17 protein-coding genes, 1 tRNA gene and 1 pseudogene are annotated in these 22319 nt (G+C 30.4%); 12 read left to right on the forward strand and 7 right to left on the reverse strand.

What is annotated here, in order from left to right:
* Nucleotides 1–355 precede the first annotated feature (355 nt).
* The 4 genes from AB6T46_RS01270 to AB6T46_RS01285 all read right to left on the reverse strand — a co-directional run bounded on the left by AB6T46_RS01270 (nucleotide 356) and on the right by AB6T46_RS01285 (nucleotide 3257).
* Nucleotides 356–730 (reverse strand): hypothetical protein, encoded by a 375-nt coding sequence (locus AB6T46_RS01270; protein ID WP_370931635.1) that lies wholly within the window; start codon nucleotides 728–730, stop codon nucleotides 356–358.
* Nucleotides 714–1481 carry an MFS transporter gene (locus AB6T46_RS01275; RefSeq protein ID WP_370931636.1) on the reverse strand — a complete coding sequence of 256 codons (768 nt, stop codon included), beginning with the start codon at nucleotides 1479–1481 and terminating at the stop codon, nucleotides 714–716. The genes AB6T46_RS01270 and AB6T46_RS01275 overlap by 17 nt, the downstream gene beginning before the upstream one ends.
* A gap of 250 nt (nucleotides 1482–1731) precedes the next feature.
* Nucleotides 1732–2223: a YcaO-like family protein gene (locus AB6T46_RS01280; RefSeq protein WP_370932033.1), complete on the reverse strand. Its 492-nt coding sequence runs from the start codon at nucleotides 2221–2223 to the stop codon at nucleotides 1732–1734.
* A complete protein-coding gene (locus AB6T46_RS01285) occupies nucleotides 2151–3257 on the reverse strand; it encodes a YcaO-like family protein (protein WP_370931637.1) in 1107 nt (368 codons plus the stop codon). Before AB6T46_RS01285 ends, AB6T46_RS01280 begins: the two co-directional genes overlap by 73 nt.
* Before the next feature lie 416 nt (nucleotides 3258–3673).
* Between AB6T46_RS01285 and AB6T46_RS01290 the strand changes: the two genes are divergently transcribed.
* The 6 genes and pseudogenes from AB6T46_RS01290 to AB6T46_RS01315 all read left to right on the forward strand — a co-directional run bounded on the left by AB6T46_RS01290 (nucleotide 3674) and on the right by AB6T46_RS01315 (nucleotide 10307).
* The gene (locus AB6T46_RS01290; RefSeq protein WP_370931638.1) at nucleotides 3674–4117 is read left to right on the forward strand and encodes an RbsD/FucU family protein; all 444 of its coding nucleotides are present in this window, start codon (nucleotides 3674–3676) and stop codon (nucleotides 4115–4117) included.
* Between the two features lie 102 nt (nucleotides 4118–4219).
* Nucleotides 4220–5587, forward strand: a complete 1368-nt coding sequence (locus AB6T46_RS01295; protein ID WP_370931639.1) for a cation:dicarboxylate symporter family transporter — start codon at nucleotides 4220–4222, stop codon at nucleotides 5585–5587.
* Nucleotides 5588–5639: 52 nt separating this feature from the next.
* Nucleotides 5640–7292 carry a Na+/H+ antiporter gene (locus tag AB6T46_RS01300; RefSeq protein WP_370931640.1) on the forward strand — a complete coding sequence of 551 codons (1653 nt, stop codon included), beginning with the start codon at nucleotides 5640–5642 and terminating at the stop codon, nucleotides 7290–7292.
* Nucleotides 7293–7370: 78 nt separating this feature from the next.
* A complete protein-coding gene (locus tag AB6T46_RS01305) occupies nucleotides 7371–8111 on the forward strand; it encodes an SDR family oxidoreductase (protein ID WP_370931641.1) in 741 nt (246 codons plus the stop codon).
* Between the two features lie 38 nt (nucleotides 8112–8149).
* Nucleotides 8150–8996: pseudogene (locus AB6T46_RS01310) on the forward strand (fumarylacetoacetate hydrolase family protein).
* A gap of 27 nt (nucleotides 8997–9023) precedes the next feature.
* Nucleotides 9024–10307, forward strand: coding sequence for an L-fuconate dehydratase (locus AB6T46_RS01315; protein ID WP_370931642.1), 1284 nt, complete (start codon nucleotides 9024–9026; stop codon nucleotides 10305–10307).
* A 33-nt stretch (nucleotides 10308–10340) separates the two neighbouring features.
* Here AB6T46_RS01315 and AB6T46_RS01320 read toward each other — a convergent pair whose 3' ends face one another.
* Nucleotides 10341–11114 (reverse strand): ABC transporter ATP-binding protein, encoded by a 774-nt coding sequence (locus tag AB6T46_RS01320; protein ID WP_370931643.1) that lies wholly within the window; start codon nucleotides 11112–11114, stop codon nucleotides 10341–10343.
* 151 nt (nucleotides 11115–11265) lie between these two features.
* On the opposite strand from AB6T46_RS01320, the gene AB6T46_RS01325 reads away from it, so the two are divergent.
* From AB6T46_RS01325 to AB6T46_RS01335, 3 genes are all read left to right on the forward strand, one after another.
* Nucleotides 11266–12867, forward strand: coding sequence for a peptide ABC transporter substrate-binding protein (locus tag AB6T46_RS01325; protein WP_370931644.1), 1602 nt, complete (start codon nucleotides 11266–11268; stop codon nucleotides 12865–12867).
* A gap of 397 nt (nucleotides 12868–13264) precedes the next feature.
* A tRNA-Met gene (locus tag AB6T46_RS01330) sits at nucleotides 13265–13341 on the forward strand.
* A 356-nt stretch (nucleotides 13342–13697) separates the two neighbouring features.
* Nucleotides 13698–14891, forward strand: coding sequence for a hypothetical protein (locus AB6T46_RS01335; RefSeq protein WP_370931645.1), 1194 nt, complete (start codon nucleotides 13698–13700; stop codon nucleotides 14889–14891).
* A 475-nt stretch (nucleotides 14892–15366) separates the two neighbouring features.
* Here AB6T46_RS01335 and AB6T46_RS01340 read toward each other — a convergent pair whose 3' ends face one another.
* Both AB6T46_RS01340 and AB6T46_RS01345 read right to left on the reverse strand, forming a co-directional pair.
* The gene (locus tag AB6T46_RS01340; protein ID WP_370931646.1) at nucleotides 15367–16491 is read right to left on the reverse strand and encodes an MFS transporter; all 1125 of its coding nucleotides are present in this window, start codon (nucleotides 16489–16491) and stop codon (nucleotides 15367–15369) included.
* Nucleotides 16492–16497: 6 nt separating this feature from the next.
* Nucleotides 16498–18267 carry a YcaO-like family protein gene (locus AB6T46_RS01345; protein ID WP_370931647.1) on the reverse strand — a complete coding sequence of 590 codons (1770 nt, stop codon included), beginning with the start codon at nucleotides 18265–18267 and terminating at the stop codon, nucleotides 16498–16500.
* Between the two features lie 416 nt (nucleotides 18268–18683).
* Between AB6T46_RS01345 and AB6T46_RS01350 the strand changes: the two genes are divergently transcribed.
* The 3 genes from AB6T46_RS01350 (at nucleotide 18684) to AB6T46_RS01360 (ending at nucleotide 22299) form a co-directional block, all read left to right on the forward strand.
* Nucleotides 18684–19127: an RbsD/FucU family protein gene (locus tag AB6T46_RS01350; protein ID WP_370931638.1), complete on the forward strand. Its 444-nt coding sequence runs from the start codon at nucleotides 18684–18686 to the stop codon at nucleotides 19125–19127.
* 102 nt (nucleotides 19128–19229) lie between these two features.
* The gene (locus tag AB6T46_RS01355) at nucleotides 19230–20594 is read left to right on the forward strand and encodes a cation:dicarboxylate symporter family transporter (protein WP_370931648.1); all 1365 of its coding nucleotides are present in this window, start codon (nucleotides 19230–19232) and stop codon (nucleotides 20592–20594) included.
* A 52-nt stretch (nucleotides 20595–20646) separates the two neighbouring features.
* The gene (locus tag AB6T46_RS01360) at nucleotides 20647–22299 is read left to right on the forward strand and encodes a Na+/H+ antiporter (RefSeq protein WP_370931640.1); all 1653 of its coding nucleotides are present in this window, start codon (nucleotides 20647–20649) and stop codon (nucleotides 22297–22299) included.
* Nucleotides 22300–22319 lie beyond the last annotated feature (20 nt).

Here is a 22319-nt window from a genome sequence, read left to right on the forward strand (position 1 = left end):
GGGTATTAATCATTAATTGTTTAGAGGAAAGAATATTTTCGAATATATTTGAAAAGTAAAGACTAGTACCACAAACATCTGTTGATTGCTAATTACGTCCTATGGATTTTGATTTTGAGGAATCTTACTCAGCTTCATTGTGTGTGGTTACATATAAGATGCGCGTGGCGGTATTTTAGGTATTTTATATTCAGAGGAATAAGATATTTTTGCTATACCAATTTGTTGTAAGGGAACTTAGTAGTAAATACTTTTTATCTTCTCTTTAATAAATATATCAAGATCTTTATTGCTATTCTTTATGAATTATTCTGCTGTTTGTCCATAGAGTGGGTTATTGATAATTATATTATATCTAAATTTTTGCTTCTTTGAATAGTTTATTATTAAATAATATTATCAGACCAACAATCATATATACTAAAGTGGATGATAAAATAGCATAATTAAGATTATAATTAGCTAACATACCAATAATAGGCGCAATGATGAATAATAATAAGGAATCTGATAAGGAAATTACTGAACTAGAACAAGCCCGTATTTTATTACCAACTTTTGAAGAAAATAACCCACCTATTTGTAAGGTTAAGAATAAATGGCTTATTCCTACTAAGGAGAAGGTTAGTAATATGGTAAACATATTATCAGCAAAGCTAAACATAATCAGAGCTAATATATTAACTAAAGCTAACCATTTAGCAGAAGTTAATTTAAATTTTAGATGCATGAATAATTTTAGAACCAACGATACTAGTTAAAGTTATGGCATAATGACCAAATAATAGCATATTAGGTGAAATTGCATTAAATTTTACTGGTGCAGCTAATAACGGCCCAAAAGCAGCAATATTTAAAAATATCAGAATATAAAATACTGGCATTTTAAATAATTTCAGAGCGCCTCTTACAAAGAACATGCTATTTTCATCTGCTCCTTCAGCTTTAATTTTTGGCATAAAGACTAATAATAATATTGCTAATAACAAAAATATTATTGCCGCAAGCCAAATAAAATATTCCTCAATATTAAATAATGAATAACCTATAGTTGCCCCCAATAAAGAAGAAATGGAGCCATACAAACTAATTCTACTTTTTACAATTGCTATATTTTCGTAAGTTTGGTTTTGTGTATTATTTATTATCATTGCCCCAAGAGGACCACTCGTAGCAGCATTCGCCACACCTGTTAATATATAGCCTAAAATTATGTAATTAACACCAAAATTAACGGTAAATAAATAAAAACCTATTATACGTAACATAAAACCAAAATATAAAGATAATTTAGGGTTATATCTATCAACCACAAGAGCAAAAGGTATTTCTGCTATAGTAACTGCTATATTAAATATTGCGCTTGATAGTGCAATGAAAGCTAGATCATAACCAATATTTAGAAAATAGATGGTAGTAAAAGGAGTAAAGCTAGCAATCGCTAAACCGTTTAAAAAAAGTAATAAATAAAGTTTTTTCATAGATGCCTACATGAATAAGGAACCGTTATAATTTATAATGATAGGATTTAAATTTAAGAGTTTCGCAAACTGTTGATATCTTATATTATTTTTTAAATATATACCATCTATTGAAGTTATTTGTGACATAGCAGTTTTTACTACACTAAAGGTAGGAGTATTTAATATAGTATGTCTGTAAACATTTAAATTTTGTTTTTTAGCACTATTAATTATATGTTGTACAACATCTTCAATATGAGTGTTAAATTCATTTATTTTTCATGATAAAATGTTTAGGATGAAAAAAATTGCTGAATTTATTTTTTGCTTCGCCTGTGTACCATAAATAACGCATATCTAGATTAGCTTTATTGATGATTTCATTTGATGATAGTGAATAATACATTTGTAAACATTCATTTATAGATTTTTGTATACTATCGTAAAAATTTATATTTGCTCCAGTACCTCTAGATGTTAGCGAACCATTATTATTTTTATTTGTAAGTACAGTTTGAGTAACAAAAATATTTTCAAAAGGGGAAGGTAAAACCATTATTTGAAAATCTGCCCAATCATGGTTGTTTATAATATTTTTTATGTCATGTGGTAATAGTTCTAATGGTACGTGTTTTACTGATTGATTAGTTCGTGCATAAAAATAAAAAGCATCTCTTTCGATTAATTCTAATAGTGATTTTGTTGTGGCTTCATATAAATTAGCTCCACATGCAGCACCGTTAGTGCTAGAAGGTGATATATAAGTTTCAGATTTATATCAGGACAAAAAATTATATTACTTGGTAAGTAAATTTCTTGGTTATGGGTTAAATCTTCAGATTTAACCCAACTTATTATTAAATTAGGTTCATATTCTTTAAAGTGGTAGTTTGGTTGATGATAAGGGAAACCAAATTCTTTCTCTATATTAATTATTAGAGGATTATCTTTGTTGGTTTTTATTTCTTTTTCTGAGAATATCCCACTTAAAAAATATCTTTCTAGACCCTCTCCTAAACAACTAGCTGCAGCTTGACATAAGGTTTTTCCTTTTCCTCCTGAAATTTCATAATTATTATCTTCATTACTGAGGAATATAGGAGAGCCAATTAAGTTAACCTCTTTTTCTTCATCTATTTTCACAAAATTCGACATCACTGCAGAAAAGCCAATAAAAAGTCTGTTATTTTCTAGAAAATTATTTGATTGCTGTTCAGTAGTAATGTTATTTTTAATAGCTGAGCTATCAGAAATAATATTTTTTTCTGTTACATATATATTTCTAAAATCATCAGGCGTTCTTATAATATCTTTACAATTATTGCAATTAGCTAAAGGCATCATTAGCGACCAATTTTGTTCTGGCATAATGTTACAAATAGCTATAGGAATATTATGGAAATAATGAAACACAAGTGTTAGAAATATAACGGATGTAGAGTCATAAAGCTTTGCTTTTCTAACCCCGTAAAGCTCAATGTTTGTTTTAAGTTTACTATCAAAACAATAGGGACACCCAGTAAGCAAATTTTTATCTATAATTACAGCAGACACAGTTTTTTCATCAAATATCAAAATATCGCGTAAGTCATCTTTTTTATAATTATGAACAGATTCACAATATATATATATATTAGATAAATCTAAGCAAGAGCCATCAGAGCGAAGGGAAGCAGAGTTTAGGTTAATAGATTGTATTTTTCTATTAATGAGATCATTATTTGCTAATACACCTATGTCGTTACATATATTAGAATAATTGTTTATGTAAATTTCTCTTATATATATCAACACTGCCTCCCAGTGTATTATTATTTTGTACCAATTGGCTCAGCATAAGAAGGTTTTGATTGGCGAGCCGCTTTGAAAACATTAACTTTTGCTTCTTTCGTTAATTGTACAAATATTTTGTTTGTCATTTCTAGTATCCTTTCTTATTTATATAATTTCATGATAAAATAAAGGTTTTTTATTGTCAATATATAATTAAATTATTTTAAAGACTGTAGATAGTTTTGGAAATAGGTTATAAATATATATTATACCAATTAATTTATACATGATGCTAGATCACATTTAGTTATATAACGCATTTAATAATTAAATTATTATATTTTAAATTTGTTAGTTGGCTTCGATTGACATTGAGAAATAATCATTATCTTAGTTAAGGTAATATCAGTTAATTAAATAAATTTAAAGGAATTAATATGTTAAAAAATATTTCACCGATCTTAACCGCAGATTTATTATGGGTTTTAGCCGCTATGGGACATGGTGACGATCTTGCTATAGTCGATGCTAATCATCCAGCTGAAAAACTCGCTCGGCTAACTAGTTCTCAGCAGTTGATTCAAATGCCAGGGTTGACTATGGCACAGGTAATAGAAGCAATTTTAACGGTATATCCTTTAGATACTTATGTAAAAGATCCTGTACGTAGAATGTTAGTTATTGAAGATAATGCGTCAATACCTGAAGTGCAAGAAGAGGTTAGAAAGAAAATTCTTAGTGCAGGTATGGAGGAGAAACAATTTATTGGTATTGAACGTTTTGAATTTTATAAGCAAGCTTCTCAAGCTTTTGCAATTATACAAGTAGGAGACGTCCGTCCTTATGGGTGTTTTTTATTACGTAAAGGTGTGATAACTTAGTTTTGACTGCGTATGTGGTTGTGGTTATTACATAGCTTAATTTGTTAAATTGTAAAATTATATAATATTATAGAGTTTGCTATGTTACCTGAGGAGTTTTAAATGAATTTTCAATTTATACTAGGGCTGGTTATTCTTATTTTGTCTATGCTAGTCTTATTTAAATTCTTGCCAAAATCCTTTAGCTTATCTAAACGTGTATTTACTGGGTTAGTGCTTGGTATAATTATCGGAGTTTTGTTAAATTGGTATTATGGTTCTGAGACTCAAGTAACAAAGCAACTAATTGGTTGGGTGGATATTGTAGCTGTTGGCTATATTCGTTTATTAGAAATGATGTTGATGCCATTAGTTTTTACATCTATTTTAGCAGCAATAACAAAGTTATATGATAATCGTTCTATTGGTAAAATTGGTATATTAACAATATCTATATTATTGTTTACGACTCTTATCTCAGCCTTTGTAGGTATATTTTTAACCGCCATTTTTGGTTTAACTGCAGCGGGGTTGACAGCTGGTCCTGCTGAGTTACAAATGTTGAAAAATTTAGCAACTCGCGTTGAAAAACTAGATGGATTAACTGTGCCTGATGTTTTACTTTCTTTTTTTATTCCACAAAATCCTATCGTGGAATTTAGTGGAGTTAATCCTACCTCTGTGATTAGTGTGGTTATTATTGCTATCTTGTTTGGTTTGGCCGCTTTGCGATTATATAATGATAATAAAGAACTAGGTAAAAAACTATTAATTTCTATAGACATTCTGCAAGCTTGGATTATGAAATTAGTACAAATTATAATTTCTTTAACTCCTTATGGAGTATTTGCTTTAGTCACTAAGATGGCAATGACTTCTTCATTATCAGATATTATGAAATTAGGTACTTTTATCATTGTATCTTATTTAGCTATTTTCGTAATGTTTATGATACACGCTCTTATGTTATTGATTATAGGTATTTCTCCAGTAACTTACTTTAAAAAAATATTTCCAGTTTTGTCTTTTGCTTTTAGTAGTAGATCAAGTGCGGCTACGATACCGTTAAATATTGAAGCTCAAAACAAAAGGCTGGGTGTTTCTTCTAGTATCGCTAGTTTTTCCGCATCTATTGGAGCCACTATAGGTCAGAATGGATGTGCAGGAATTTATCCTGCTATGTTAGCAACTATGATAGCTCCTACTATGGGTATTGATGTTTGGTCGCCGAACTTTTTCCTTTTCTTAGCATTCATTGTAATGATTTCATCTTTGGGTGTTGCGGGTGTAGGAGGCGGTGCTATTTTTGCTTCATTAATAGTATTGCCTATTTTGGGCTTTCCTATAACTTTAGTGGCATTATTAATTTCTATAGAGCCATTAATAGATATGGGAAGAACTGCTCTAAATGTTAATGGTTCTATGATAGCAGGAGTAGTTAGTGGACGCTTATTAGGGGAAATGAATCTAAAAACTTTTGCAAAAAAATAAAATAGATTGTATCATAATAATATAATAATATATTAATATTTACGGAGGGCATGTGGAGGCGGTTGTTATAGTTTTATTTCTGCTTACAGCAGTTGTAATTAGTGGTGCCGTTGCACATGCTTTACCAATACCTGTACCTGTACCATTAGTTCAAATTGCTTGCGGAGCTTTATTAGTAGCAGTAGAAAATTTTCAAATTTTATTATATCCTGAATTATTTTTTATTTTATTTTTACCGCCGTTATTATTTTTAGATGGATGGCGTATTTCTAAGCAGGCTTTATCAAAAGATAAATGGTTAATATTAGCCTTAGCATTTGGTTTAGTATTTGTGACTATTTTAGGTGGAGGTTTATTAATTAACTGGTTATTACCAGCTGTGCCTTTACCAATATGTTTTGCTTTTGCTGCAATATTATCACCTACTGATCCAATAGCTGTTTCTGCTATTACAGAAAAATTACCCTTGCCTAAAAGATTGATGGATATATTGGAAGGGGAAGCTTTATTAAATGATGCTTCTGGGTTGGTTTCAATGAAATTAGCTGTAGCAGTTGCTTTAACAGGTTATTTTTCGGCTAGTGAGGCCGTGGCGTTACTTATTTGGTCTTCAATAGCTGGTTTATTTGCTGGAATATTGGTTACTTATATTATGACATATCTAGTAATTTTTTGGTCAAGTAGATTTGGAGAAGAAGCTGGTACACCAATATTAGTAAGTTTGTTAACCCCTTTTGCGGCTTATTTTTTAGGGGATCTAATAGGGGCATCTGGTATTTTAGCAGCTGTAGGAGCCGGTTTTGCTGTAACTTATGCTGAAGGTATTACAGCTGTAGATTCTTCAGTTAGAATTAAAAGAGGGGTGATATGGGATGCGGTACAATCTACGGCTAATGGTACCATCTTTATTTTATTAGGACAACAATTACCTTATATTATCCAGCGTGTTGCTATTCCTGATGGTGTTAATAATTATTTATATTTTTCTTGGTTGATTTTTTGTGTAATCATAATATTTGTTGTATTAATGTTATGCCGTTTTATATGGTTATTTATTTTATTACAGTTGCGTTGGTTCAATTTAACTTTAGTTAATAAAAATATTTCCACTTTACTAAAATTTAATTCTATTGCTTCTTTAGCTGGTGTGAGAGGTACTATTACTTTAGCTGGTGTGTTAACTTTACCGTTTGTCCTGAATGATGGTTTACCATTAGCAGATAGGGATTTAATTATTTTTTTAGCGGCAGGTGTGATTATTTTGTCACTTATAGTTGCAACCTTTGCGTTACCTATTTTATTAGCTAATAGTAACTTTACAATTGAAGGTTCTAATGAAGCACAATTAGAACAAGCAGCTAGAATAGCAGCTACAGAAGCCGCGATTTTAGCAGTAGAAAAATCAGTGCAAAATTGGGCGAATTTAAAACATGGTCGAGGTGATTTATACAATATAGCTAGTTTGAGAGTGATTGAAAGTTATAAACAAAAACATGATGATCTGTTAGCAGCTTCTGATCAAAAACAGGACGTTAATTTAATTTTGCAATATGAAAAAAAAATAAGAGTAATAGGTTTAAAAGCTGAGAGAAAAATGTATTTTCAGTTATATAAAAATAAAAAAATATCGGAAGAAAGTATGGATAACTTTTTACGTGAAGTAGATCTGCAAGAGGCAAAAGTTACTAAAATGTCTAATATTTAATTATGTATTTATTAATAAATTATTGTATTTAGCTGTTGCGAGATTATGTTATGTGATAACAGGTAATTGGAGAGAAATATGGATCTCAAAGGAAAAAGAGTGTTAATTACAGCAGCAGCGCAAGGTATTGGTCGTGCTTGTGTGGAATTATTCGTTAAACATGGTGCTTATGTAATTGCAGTAGATATTAATCAAACGACTCTTAATACATTAGATGCGTCTGAAAAATTTTGTTTAGATTTAATGTGCGTAGATAAAATAAAAGAATTAGCAGAAAAAGTTAAAACTATAGATGTACTATTTAATTGTGCTGGTTATGTACACAATGGAACAATTTTAGAATGTAATGAAGAAGATTGGGACTTATCTTTTAATTTAAATGTTAAATCAATGTTTCATATGATACAAGCCTTTTTACCTTGTATGTTAAAAAATGGCTCAGGCTCTATAATTAATATGTCCTCTGTTGCTTCTAGTGTTAAAGGTGTATCTAATCGTTTTGCTTATTCTGCTAGTAAAGCAGCTGTGATTGGTTTGACAAAATCTATTGCTGTTGATTATGTGGCAAAAAATATTCGCTGTAATGTTATTTGCCCGGGGACAGTAGAATCTCCATCGTTAAAGTTACGTATAGCTGAGCAAGCTAAATTACAGAATAAAACTGAGCAAGATGTTTATAATGAATTTGTTTCAAGGCAACCAATGGGTCGTATAGGTAAAGCAGAAGAAATTGCTGAATTAGTTCTTTATTTAGCTTCAGATGCTGCTAGCTATACTACCGGAACTATACAAATTATTGATGGTGGTTGGAGTAATTAAATATTATTGATTTTAGGTAAGTAAAATAAGGATTAATAATGAAACTTTTACGTTATGGTGCTAAGGGGCAAGAGCTTCCTGCAATATTAGATAATAATGGTAATATACGTGATTTATCGGTATATTAAAGATATTGCTGGTGATATATTGTTACCAGAAAATTTAGAAAAGTTAAAAAAAATCGATATAACTAGGTTACCATTAGTTCCAAATGATGTCAGAATAGGAGCATGTGTTGGTAATGTAGGTAAATTTATTTGTATCGGTTTGAATTATGTTGCTCATGCATCTGAAACTAGTTGTAAAGTACCAGAAGAGCCAGTTGTTTTTAATAAATGGACTAGCGCAATAATAGGCCCTAATGACAATATAGAAATTCCTATTAATTCTACTAAAACTGATTGGGAAGTGGAATTAGGTGTGGTGATAGGTAAAGGAGGTAAATATATTGAGCAGAAAGATGCATTGACGCATGTAGCTGGTTATTGTGTTATTAACGATGTATCTGAACGCGATTATCAGTTAAATCGTTGTGGTAGTTGGGATAAAGGTAAAGGCTGTGATACTTTTGGTCCTATAGGTCCTTGGTTAGTCACGAAAGATGAAATAGCTGATGTTCATGATTTAAATTTATGGTTAGAAGTAGACGGAAAAAGATATCAAGATAGTAATACTAAAGCTATGGTTTTTACAGTAGACTATTTAATATCTTATCTTAGTCAATTTATGAGTTTACAACCAGGTGATGTTATCGCTACGGGTACGCCTCCTGGAGTAGGGTTAGGATTAAACCCGCCAGTATTTTTAAAAGCCGGACAGAAAATTAAGTTAGCTATTGATGGATTAGGTGAGCAAAATCAATTAGTGGTTAATGCGAAAAAGTAATTTAATAATATTACCTGCGGAGATAAAATGACCAAAATTATTGGTATGCGCGTTGAAGATATTCGGTTTCCTACCTCTCAGAGTTTTGCTGGTTCTGATGCAATGAATCCTGACCCTGATTATTCAGCTGCTTATGTGATATTGGAAACGGATCTTGGTTTAGAAGGTCATGGTCTTACTTTTACCATTGGTAGAGGTAATGAGTTATGTTGTATAGCAATTAATTCCATGCAACATTTATTAGTGGGTTTAGATCTTGAGTGGATAACAGAAGATATAGGACGTTTTTGGTCTTATATTACCGGAGATAGTCAATTACGTTGGATAGGTCCAGATAAAGGTGCAATACATTTGGCTACAGGAGCTATAGTTAATGCAGTGTGGGATCTTTGGGCAAAAAAAGAGAATAAAGCTGTTTGGCGTTTAGTAGCCGATATGTCACCAGAGCAATTAGTTAAATGTTTAGATTTTAGTTATGTAACTGATTGTATAACTAAAGATGAAGCGCTGCAAATGTTAAAACAACAAGCATCTGGTAAGAAAGAGCGTATAATAACATTAGAAAAAGAAGGTTATCCTTGTTACACTACTTCAGCGGGTTGGTTAGGTTATGATGATGATAAATTAAGAGGGCTTATTAAGGAAGCGCTAGACGAGGGTTTTAAACATATTAAGTTAAAAATAGGGCATAATTTACAAGATGATATACGTCGTGTATCTCTTGCTAGAGAATTAATTGGCAATGATAGACAATTGATGATAGATGCTAATCAGGTTTGGGAAGTATCGCAAGCTATTGAGTGGGTAAAGCAATTGAGCTTTGCTAAGCCTTGGTTTATTGAAGAGCCAACAAGTCCGGATGATATTCTAGGTCATAAGGCTGTTCGTGTTGCCGTAACTCCAGTAAAAGTTGCTACTGGAGAAATGTGTCAAAATCGTATAATGTTTAAGCAGTTTATTATGGCGGGTGCTATTGATGTTGTACAAATAGATGCTTGTCGTCTAGGTGGTTTAAATGAGGTATTAATAGTGTTATTAATGGCGGCTAAATATAATTTACCTGTTTGCCCCCATGCAGGTGGTGTAGGTTTGTGCGAGTATGTACAACATTTAGCTATGATTGATTATATTTGTATTTCTGGTACAAAAGAAGGTCGAGTAATAGAATATGTAGATCATTTACATGAGCATTTTGAAGATCCATGCGTGATAAAAAGAGCTGCTTATATGCCTCCTTCTAAGGCGGGATTTTCAATTACCATGAAAAAACAATCTAGAGAAAAATATTTATATAAAAATATGTCTAAATGATACATTAATTAATGCAGCTAATTAGCTTTTTTATTAACATTCTTCTTCACAGCTACAATAAATAGCAAATGGACATCCACCAATTTGGGTGATATCCATTTTAAGATCATAAAGAGAATGTAGTTTTTCAGCACAAATAATTTCATGAGGAGAACCGGTGTATTTTACTTCTCCATCTCGCATTGCAACTATATGATGAGTATATAAAGAGGCAAAATTAATATCATGTAGTACAGTAATAATGGTTTTTCCTAATTCTTCAGCTGCTTTTTTTAATAATCTCATAATAGAAATAGCATGTTTCATATCTAGATTATTTAAAGGCTCATCTAATAATATATATTCTGTATCTTGACATAATACCATAGCTATAAAAGCACGTTGTCGTTGTCCTCCGGATAATTCATCCAAAAATTTAGTTGCTAAATTTTCTAATCCTAAAAATTTTAATGATCTAGCTACATGCTCTTGGTCGTTTTTATTGGGTTTTCCTTTAGTATGCGGATAACGTCCAAAAAGAATTAAATCATAAACAGTAATTCTTGGTAGCAGGTGATTATCTTGTCTTAAAATAGCCAATTGTTTGGCTAAGGTCGAGGAAGGAGTGGTTAATATATCCATGTCTTTTACACAAATACAACCTTTATCCATGGGTAATAACCTACTGATTAACATTAATAACGTAGATTTTCCTGCTCCATTAGGGCCGATAATGGCAGTTAATTTATTAGACGGAAAAACTAAAGAAGTGTCTTTTATTACAAAATTTGTACCAAATTTTTTTGAAACACCTGTAATTTTTATCATGTTTTAGCCTTTAGTTAAAAATTATGATTATTTTTATCATATTTTTATCATAATAACAATATTTGCTTTTCCACAAGGGTTAAAAATGGTTTGACAATCGGGATATCTATGTTAACCTGATTAAGAGAGCGGATATTAAAAGGGGAGTTAAATGCAATATATCTTTAAATTAATAAAAATTTTATGTGGCGTAATTTTATTGTCTATATATGCTATCGGGAACTCTTCTGTTCTGGCAAATAGCAAAAATAATCAAAATACTCTTAAGTTATCTATACCTGATTCTCCATCTACTTTGGATCCTACCTATAGTTTGGATGCTCACGCTAATGAGATTTTACTAAATTTGTTTGAAGGGTTAGTAGTACGTGATATAAATGGTAATATGGTACCAGGAGTAGCTGAATCTTGGACAAATAAAGATAATAAAATTTGGACATTTAAATTAAGAAAAAATGCAAAATGGTCAGATGGAAAATCTGTTACAGCACATGATTTTGTATATTCTTTTCAACGTATAGCAGATCCTAAAACCGCTACACCCTTAGCTGGTTCTTTAATTGAGATTGGTTATAAAAATGCTGAAGCGATCGCTAAGGGAGAATTACCAGTTAGTGCGTTAGGGGTTAAGGCTTTAGATGATTACACTGTAGAAATTGCTTTAGAAAAATCTATTCCATATTTTATAGAAATAGCAGGCATAGTACCTTTACGTAAAGATATAATAGAAAAATATGGTGATAGATGGACGCGCCCAGAAAATTTTATTTCTAATGGAGCTTATAAATTAGATGAATTGATCTTGCAAGAAAAGGTAGTTTTATCGAAAAATCCGTATTATTGGGATAATAAAAATACCTCTATTGATAAGGTTGTTTATCTGGTCATCTCTGATGATAATATAGCTTATAATAGATTTAAAATAGGTGAGATAGATATAGTTAATGTAAATACCCCTAAAAATTTATATGAAAGAGCCAAAAAAGATTATCCCGCGAATTTAGATGTTTATCCTAGGTTGGGTATATTTTATTTAGGTGTGAATGTTAAGAAAATACCAAATAAAAAAGTTAGGCAGGCATTACAATTAGGTGTAGATCGGGAAGTTATTACAAATAAAATATTAGCTACCGGTCAAAAGCCAGCTTATAATTATGTTCCATATAATATAAAGGGAGCAAATTTTGCTGAGCCTGAATGGGCGAAATGGACAGCTAAACAGCGTTATGCTAAAGCTAAACGCTTGTTAGCTGAGGCAGGTTTCAATAAAAATCGCCCTTTTAATTTGACTTTGACTTATGCAAGTGGTGGTGAGCTTGGACCATTAATAGCTGTTGCTATTCAGTCTATGTATAAAAAAAATATTGGCGTGGAAGTTAAGCTTGAACATATGGAATGGAAAACTTTTTTACAAGAATGTATAGCTGGTAATTTAGCAACTTGGTTTATTGGTGGTGCTGCTGGTTTTAATGATGCTTTAACTTTTTTAAATCCTTACTTGACTGGTCATAGTGCTAATGTAAGTACTTATAGTAATATAGTATATGATGATTTGATAAGGAGTAGTTATACTGCAAAAGATCTAGCAGAAAGAAGAGCACTTCTTCAAAAGGCTGAATATATGTTGCTAGATGAGGCAATCGTCATTCCATTATATTATCCTATAAATAATTTAGTAGTTAAACCGTGGGTTAAAGGATTAGGTAAAAATCCTTTTGGGATGCCTAGAGTAAATTTATTATATTTAGAATAAATTTACAATAAGTCTGCAATTGATAGCTGCTTATAGCTAAATTACTATATATAGATAATTCTGCAATTAATCATATTTTCCGCTATATATTAAAAATTATTCTTTTTCGCCATTTGTGAATTTTAGGAAAGATAATATGGTCACAACAGATAATATTATCTTTGATAGCATATCTTCTAATAATATTAAATTATCTTTAATTTATAAATTTTAGCAGGTATTTTTGAGCATTTGATTGAAAAATATATTTAACTAATCAATAAATCTTCTTAACACATTAACCACAAAAGTTATCAGATAACTTTTTAGGAGACTTAAAGTTGGGGATATAGTCAGATAAGTAAGTAATTATTTGACATGATATTAAAATTACTCTATAATTCGCATAGTAAATTGTCGCGGGGTGGAGCAGCCCGGTAGCTCGTCAGGCTCATAACCTGAAGGCCGCAGGTTCAAATCCTGCCCCCGCAACCAATCTTCCATCTTCCATCTTCCATCTTCCATCTTCCATCTTCCATCTTCCATCTTCCATCTTCCATCTTCCATCTTCCATCTTATATATTTTGTTATATTCCGTAGCTAGGTTTAATATAAAAGTATCCTGACCAAAGCAAATAGGCGAATCTAGCCAGACGTAGTTTTTTATAACTCAGTATTAAAAGATCAAGTAAAATTAATCAATAATACCAATTGTTAAACAAAGTAAAATTAATTGCTCGTCGGAAAATAATTTTTTCAACAATACATTTTTGACTAGTGTAAAAGATAAAGTTAATATTGTAATTAATAATATTAAACTATCTTTAAGTTATTAATTCTAGAATGTTATTATGGATAATAATCTTTTTGAAAAAAAATATATTTTAACGAATGAATATATCTTCTTTAATAATAGTAAAATTTATCGAATAAAAGCGGTACGAGATTTTGCTAATATTAAAACTGGTGATATCGGAGGTTATGTAACTGGTGAATTTAATTTGAGCCATAAGGGTAATTGTTGGGTCAGCGGTAATGCTATAATTAGCGATAATGCCTTGGTTAGTGATAATGCTTATATCAGTGATAATGCTAAAATTTCAGGTCATGCAAAAATTTCTGGTAATACATTAATTAAAGATAATGTTACAGTGTGTGATCATGCTGTTATATCAGGTAATATTATTTTATCTCATAATGTATCTATTTTTGATTATGTTGAAATCTTGGGTAATTGTAGATTAATGCATAATGTTTTAGTATTTGGTTATACTAAACTTTCAGGTAACGTTTGGCTTATGCATAATGCTCAAGTTGGTGGTCTAGCTAATTTAACTGACCATGTGCGTGTTTGTCATAATGTTATTATTGATGGTGAAGTAACTTTAGATGGTAACATTATTTTAATGGCTAATGCTATTATTAACCATACTGAAGATGTACCAAATTCTTTCTTTTGTAGCGAAGATTTTACTTATAAAAAATATTGTTTAACCGATGATATTTTATTTATCGGTGACCAGAAATTACATCGTATTAAAGCTTTACGTGATTTTGGAGAGGTAAAAAAACATAGTCTTGGAGGTTATCTCGCAAGTGAGAAAAACTTAAGTCATCAAGGTTATTGTTGGATTGCAGATAATGCTATGGTTTATGATAGTGCACGTATTTATGATCATGCAATAATTAGAAATGAAGCTAAAGTTAATGAAAGTGCAACAGTTAGTGGTAATGCAGAAGTAAAAGATAATAGTTTAGTAACTGATCATAGTTGGATATATAATAATGCTATAATAAGAGATAAAGCTGTTATTGGAGAACAGGCTGAAATCTATGAAAATGCAGTTATTAGTGGTAAAAGTAAAATTCACGGCAGAGCAAAAATTTATGGCAATGCACAAGTAACGGATATGGCTATAGTAAAGGATAATGCTATAGTTTGTGGAAAGGCTATTATCAACGGATATCAAAAATTAAAAAAATATAATTACAAAGATAATAATAAAAGTCATAAACGAAAATGGTATAATTTTTGGAGAAACTAATAAATATTGCTAACTTATTAACAATATGCTGGTTTTATAAATTTTAATATAGGAAACTATTATAGAAAAAATTATTAGTAACTTTCTAATCATTTTTAAAGAATAAATAACAGTTGTTAATTTGGGTATTAATCATTAATTGTTTAGAGGAAAGAATATTTTCGAATATATTTGAAAAGTAAAGACTAGTACCACAAACATCTGTTGATTGCTAATTACGTCCTATGGATTTTGATTTTGAGGAATCTTACTCAGCTTCATTGTGTGTGGTTACATATAAGATGCGCGTGGCGGTATTTTAGGTATTTTATATTCAGAGGAATAAGATATTTTTGCTATACCAATTTGTAAGGGAACTTAGTAGTAAATACTTTTTATCTTCTCTTTAATAAATATATCAAGATCTTTATTGCTATTCTTTATGAATTATTCTGCTGTTTGTCCATAGAGTGGGTTATTGATAATTATATTATATCTAAATTTTTGCTTCTTTGAATAGTTTATTATTAAATAATATTATCAGACCAACAATCATATATACTAAAGTGGATGATAAAATAGCATAATTAAGATTATAATTAGCTAACATACCAATAATAGGCGCAATGATGAATAATAATAAGGAATCTGATAAGGAAATTACTGAACTAGAACAAGCCCGTATTTTATTACCAACTTTTGAAGAAAATAACCCACCTATTTGTAAGGTTAAGAATAAATGGCTTATTCCTACTAAGGAGAAGGTTAGTAATATGGTAAACATATTATCAGCAAAGCTAAACATAATCAGAGCTAATATATTAACTAAAGCTAACCATTTAGCAGAAGTTAATTTAAATTTTAGATGCATGAATAATTTAGAACCAACGATACTAGTTAAAGTTATGGCATAATGACCAAATAATAGCATATTAGGTGAAATTGCATTAAATTTTACTGGTGCAGCTAATAACGGCCCAAAAGCAGCAATATTTAAAAATATCAGAATATAAAATACTGGCATTTTAAATAATTTCAGAGCGCCTCTTACAAAGAACATGCTATTTTCATCTGCTCCTTCAGCTTTAATTTTTGGCATAAAGACTAATAATAATATTGCTAATAACAAAAATATTATTGCCGCAAGCCAAATAAAATATTCCTCAATATTAAATAATGAATAACCTATAGTTGCCCCCAATAAAGAAGAAATGGAGCCATACAAACTAATTCTACTTTTTACAATTGCTATATTTTCGTAAGTTTGGTTTTGTGTATTATTTATTATCATTGCCCCAAGAGGACCACTCGTAGCAGCATTCGCCACACCTGTTAATATATAGCCTAAAATTATGTAATTAACACCAAAATTAACGGTAAATAAATAAAAACCTATTATACGTAACATAAAACCAAAATATAAAGATAATTTAGGGTTATATCTATCAACCACAAGAGCAAAAGGTATTTCTGCTATAGTAACTGCTATATTAAATATTGCGCTTGATAGTGCAATGAAAGCTAGATCATAACCAATATTTAGAAAATAGATGGTAGTAAAAGGAGTAAAGCTAGCAATCGCTAAACCGTTTAAAAAAAGTAATAAATAAAGTTTTTTCATAGATGCCTACATGAATAAGGAACCGTTATAATTTATAATGATAGGATTTAAATTTAAGAGTTTCGCAAACTGTTGATATCTTATATTATTTTTTAAATATATACCATCTATTGAAGTTATTTGTGACATAGCAGTTTTTACTACACTAAAGGTAGGAGTATTTAATATAGTATGTCTGTAAACATTTAAATTTTGTTTTTTAGCACTATTAATTATATGTTGTACAACATCTTCAATATGAGTGTTAAATTCATTTATTTTCATGATAAAATGTTTAGGATGAAAAAAATTGCTGAATTTATTTTTTGCTTCGCCTGTGTACCATAAATAACGCATATCTAGATTAGCTTTATTGATGATTTCATTTGATGATAGTGAATAATACATTTGTAAACATTCATTTATAGATTTTTGTATACTATCGTAAAAATTTATATTTGCTCCAGTACCTCTAGATGTTAGCGAACCATTATTATTTTTATTTGTAAGTACAGTTTGAGTAACAAAAATATTTTCAAAAGGGGAAGGTAAAACCATTATTTGAAAATCTGCCCAATCATGGTTGTTTATAATATTTTTTATGTCATGTGGTAATAGTTCTAATGGTACGTGTTTTACTGATTGATTAGTTCGTGCATAAAAATAAAAAGCATCTCTTTCGATTAATTCTAATAGTGATTTTGTTGTGGCTTCATATAAATTAGCTCCACATGCAGCACCGTTAGTGCTAGAAGGTGATATATAAGTTTCAGATTTTATATCAGGACAAAAAATTATATTACTTGGTAAGTAAATTTCTTGGTTATGGGTTAAATCTTCAGATTTAACCCAACTTATTATTAAATTAGGTTCATATTCTTTAAAGTGGTAGTTTGGTTGATGATAAGGGAAACCAAATTCTTTCTCTATATTAATTATTAGAGGATTATCTTTGTTGGTTTTTATTTCTTTTTCTGAGAATATCCCACTTAAAAAATATCTTTCTAGACCCTCTCCTAAACAACTAGCTGCAGCTTGACATAAGGTTTTTCCTTTTCCTCCTGAAATTTCATAATTATTATCTTCATTACTGAGGAATATAGGAGAGCCAATTAAGTTAACCTCTTTTTCTTCATCTATTTTCACAAAATTCGACATCACTGCAGAAAAGCCAATAAAAAGTCTGTTATTTTCTAGAAAATTATTTGATTGCTGTTCAGTAGTAATGTTATTTTTAATAGCTGAGCTATCAGAAATAATATTTTTTTCTGTTACATATATATTTCTAAAATCATCAGGCGTTCTTATAATATCTTTACAATTATTGCAATTAGCTAAAGGCATCATTAGCGACCAATTTTGTTCTGGCATAATGTTACAAATAGCTATAGGAATATTATGGAAATAATGAAACACAAGTGTTAGAAATATAACGGATGTAGAGTCATAAAGCTTTGCTTTTCTAACCCCGTAAAGCTCAATGTTTGTTTTAAGTTTACTATCAAAACAATAGGGACACCCAGTAAGCAAATTTTTATCTATAATTACAGCAGACACAGTTTTTTCATCAAATATCAAAATATCGCGTAAGTCATCTTTTTTATAATTATGAACAGATTCACAATATATATATATATTAGATAAATCTAAGCAAGAGCCATCAGAGCGAAGGGAAGCAGAGTTTAGGTTAATAGATTGTATTTTTCTATTAATGAGATCATTATTTGCTAATACACCTATGTCGTTACATATATTAGAATAATTGTTTATGTCAATTTCTCTTATATATATCAACACTGCCTCCCAGTGTATTATTATTTTGTACCAATTGGCTCAGCATAAGAAGGTTTTGATTGGCGAGCCGCTTTGAAAACATTAACTTTTGCTTCTTTCGTTAATTGTACAAATATTTTGTTTGTCATTTCTAGTATCCTTTCTTATTTATATAATTTCATGATAAAATAAAGGTTTTTTATTGTCAATATATAATTAAATTATTTTAAAGACTGTAGATAGTTTTGGAAATAGGTTATAAATATATATTATACCAATTAATTTATACATGATGCTAGATCACATTTAGTTATATAACGCATTTAATAATTAAATTATTATATTTTAAATTTGTTAGTTGGCTTCGATTGACATTGAGAAATAATCATTATCTTAGTTAAGGTAATATCAGTTAATTAAATAAATTTAAAGGAATTAATATGTTAAAAAATATTTCACCGATCTTAACCGCAGATTTATTATGGGTTTTAGCCGCTATGGGACATGGTGACGATCTTGCTATAGTCGATGCTAATCATCCAGCTGAAAAACTCGCTCGGCTAACTAGTTCTCAGCAGTTGATTCAAATGCCAGGGTTGACTATGGCACAGGTAATAGAAGCAATTTTAACGGTATATCCTTTAGATACTTATGTAAAAGATCCTGTACGTAGAATGTTAGTTATTGAAGATAATGCGTCAATACCTGAAGTGCAAGAAGAGGTTAGAAAGAAAATTCTTAGTGCAGGTATGGAGGAGAAACAATTTATTGGTATTGAACGTTTTGAATTTTATAAGCAAGCTTCTCAAGCTTTTGCAATTATACAAGTAGGAGACGTCCGTCCTTATGGGTGTTTTTTATTACGTAAAGGTGTGATAACTTAGTTTTGACTGCGTATGTGGTTGTGGTTATTACATAGCTTAATTTGTTAAATTGTAAAATTATATAATATTATAGAGTTTGCTATGTTACCTGAGGAGTTTTAAATGAATTTTCAATTTATACTAGGGCTGGTTATTCTTATTTTGTCTATGCTAGTCTTATTTAAATTCTTGCCAAAATCCTTTAGCTTATCTAAACGTGTATTTACTGGGTTAGTGCTTGGTATAATTATCGGAGTTTTGTTAAATTGGTATTATGGTTCTGAGACTCAAGTAACAAAGCAACTAATTGGTTGGGTGGATATTGTAGCTGTTGGCTATATTCGTTTATTAGAAATGATGTTGATGCCATTAGTTTTTACATCTATTTTAGCAGCAATAACAAAGTTATATGATAATCGTTCTATTGGTAAAATTGGTATATTAACAATATCTATATTATTGTTTACGACTCTTATCTCAGCCTTTGTAGGTATATTTTTAACCGCCATTTTTGGTTTAACTGCAGCGGGGTTGACAGCTGGTCCTGCTGAGTTACAAATGTTGAAAAATTTAGCAACTCGCGTTGAAAAACTAGATGGATTAACTGTGCCTGATGTTTTACTTTCTTTTATTCCACAAAATCCTATCGTGGAATTTAGTGGAGTTAATCCTACCTCTGTGATTAGTGTGGTTATTATTGCTATCTTGTTTGGTTTGGCCGCTTTGCGATTATATAATGATAATAAAGAACTAGGTAAAAAACTATTAATTTCTATAGACATTCTGCAAGCTTGGATTATGAAATTAGTACAAATTATAATTTCTTTAACTCCTTATGGAGTATTTGCTTTAGTCACTAAGATGGCAATGACTTCTTCATTATCAGATATTATGAAATTAGGTACTTTTATCATTGTATCTTATTTAGCTATTTTCGTAATGTTTATGATACACGCTCTTATGTTATTGATTATAGGTATTTCTCCAGTAACTTACTTTAAAAAAATATTTCCAGTTTTGTCTTTTGCTTTTAGTAGTAGATCAAGTGCGGCTACGATACCGTTAAATATTGAAGCTCAAAACAAAAGGCTGGGTGTTTCTTCTAGTATCGCTAGTTTTTCCGCATCTATTGGAGCCACTATAGGTCAGAATGGATGTGCAGGAATTTATCCTGCTATGTTAGCAACTATGATAGCTCCTACTATGGGTATTGATGTTTGGTCGCCGAACTTTTTCCTTTTCTTAGCATTCATTGTAATGATTTCATCTTTGGGTGTTGCGGGTGTAGGAGGCGGTGCTATTTTTGCTTCATTAATAGTATTGCCTATTTTGGGCTTTCCTATAACTTTAGTGGCATTATTAATTTCTATAGAGCCATTAATAGATATGGGAAGAACTGCTCTAAATGTTAATGGTTCTATGATAGCAGGAGTAGTTAGTGGACGCTTATTAGGGGAAATGAATCTAAAAACTTTTGCAAAAAAATAAAATAGATTGTATCATAATAATATAATAATATATTAATATTTACGGAGGGCATGTGGAGGCGGTTGTTATAGTTTTATTTCTGCTTACAGCAGTTGTAATTAGTGGTGCCGTTGCACATGCTTTACCAATACCTGTACCTGTACCATTAGTTCAAATTGCTTGCGGAGCTTTATTAGTAGCAGTAGAAAATTTTCAAATTTTATTATATCCTGAATTATTTTTTATTTTATTTTTACCGCCGTTATTATTTTTAGATGGATGGCGTATTTCTAAGCAGGCTTTATCAAAAGATAAATGGTTAATATTAGCCTTAGCATTTGGTTTAGTATTTGTGACTATTTTAGGTGGAGGTTTATTAATTAACTGGTTATTACCAGCTGTGCCTTTACCAATATGTTTTGCTTTTGCTGCAATATTATCACCTACTGATCCAATAGCTGTTTCTGCTATTACAGAAAAATTACCCTTGCCTAAAAGATTGATGGATATATTGGAAGGGGAAGCTTTATTAAATGATGCTTCTGGGTTGGTTTCAATGAAATTAGCTGTAGCAGTTGCTTTAACAGGTTATTTTTCGGCTAGTGAGGCCGTGGCGTTACTTATTTGGTCTTCAATAGCTGGTTTATTTGCTGGAATATTGGTTACTTATATTATGACATATCTAGTAATTTTTTGGTCAAGTAGATTTGGAGAAGAAGCTGGTACACCAATATTAGTAAGTTTGTTAACCCCTTTTGCGGCTTATTTTTTAGGGGATCTAATAGGGGCATCTGGTATTTTAGCAGCTGTAGGAGCCGGTTTTGCTGTAACTTATGCTGAAGGTATTACAGCTGTAGATTCTTCAGTTAGAATTAAAAGAGGGGTGATATGGGATGCGGTACAATCTACGGCTAATGGTACCATCTTTATTTTATTAGGACAACAATTACCTTATATTATCCAGCGTGTTGCTATTCCTGATGGTGTTAATAATTATTTATATTTTTCTTGGTTGATTTTTTGTGTAATCATAATATTTGTTGTATTAATGTTATGCCGTTTTATATGGTTATTTATTTTATTACAGTTGCGTTGGTTCAATTTAACTTTAGTTAATAAAAATATTTCCACTTTACTAAAATTTAATTCTATTGCTTCTTTAGCTGGTGTGAGAGGTACTATTACTTTAGCTGGTGTGTTAACTTTACCGTTTGTCCTGAATGATGGTTTACCATTAGCAGATAGGGATTTAATTATTTTTTTAGCGGCAGGTGTGATTATTTTGTCACTTATAGTTGCAACCTTTGCGTTACCTATTTTATTAGCTAATAGTAACTTTACAATTGAAGGTTCTAATGAAGCACAATTAGAACAAGCAGCTAGAATAGCAGCTACAGAAGCCGCGATTTTAGCAGTAGAAAAATCAGTGCAAAATTGGGCGAATTTAAAACATGGTCGAGGTGATTTATACAATATAGCTAGTTTGAGAGTGATTGAAAGTTATAAACAAAAACATGATGATCTGTTAGCAGCTTCTGATCAAAAACAGGACGTTAATTTAATTTTGCAATATGAAAAAAAAATAAGAGTAATAGGTTTAAAAGCTGAGAGAAAAATGTATTTTCAGTTATATAAAAATAAAAAAATATCGGAAGAAAGTATGGATAACTTTTTACGTGAAGTAGATCTGCAAGAGGCAAAAGTTACTAAAATGTCTAATATTTAATTATGTATTTATTAATAAAT

Source organism: Bartonella sp. DGB1, from assembly GCF_041345015.1.
Taxonomy (GTDB): Bacteria; Pseudomonadota; Alphaproteobacteria; order Rhizobiales; family Rhizobiaceae; genus DGB1.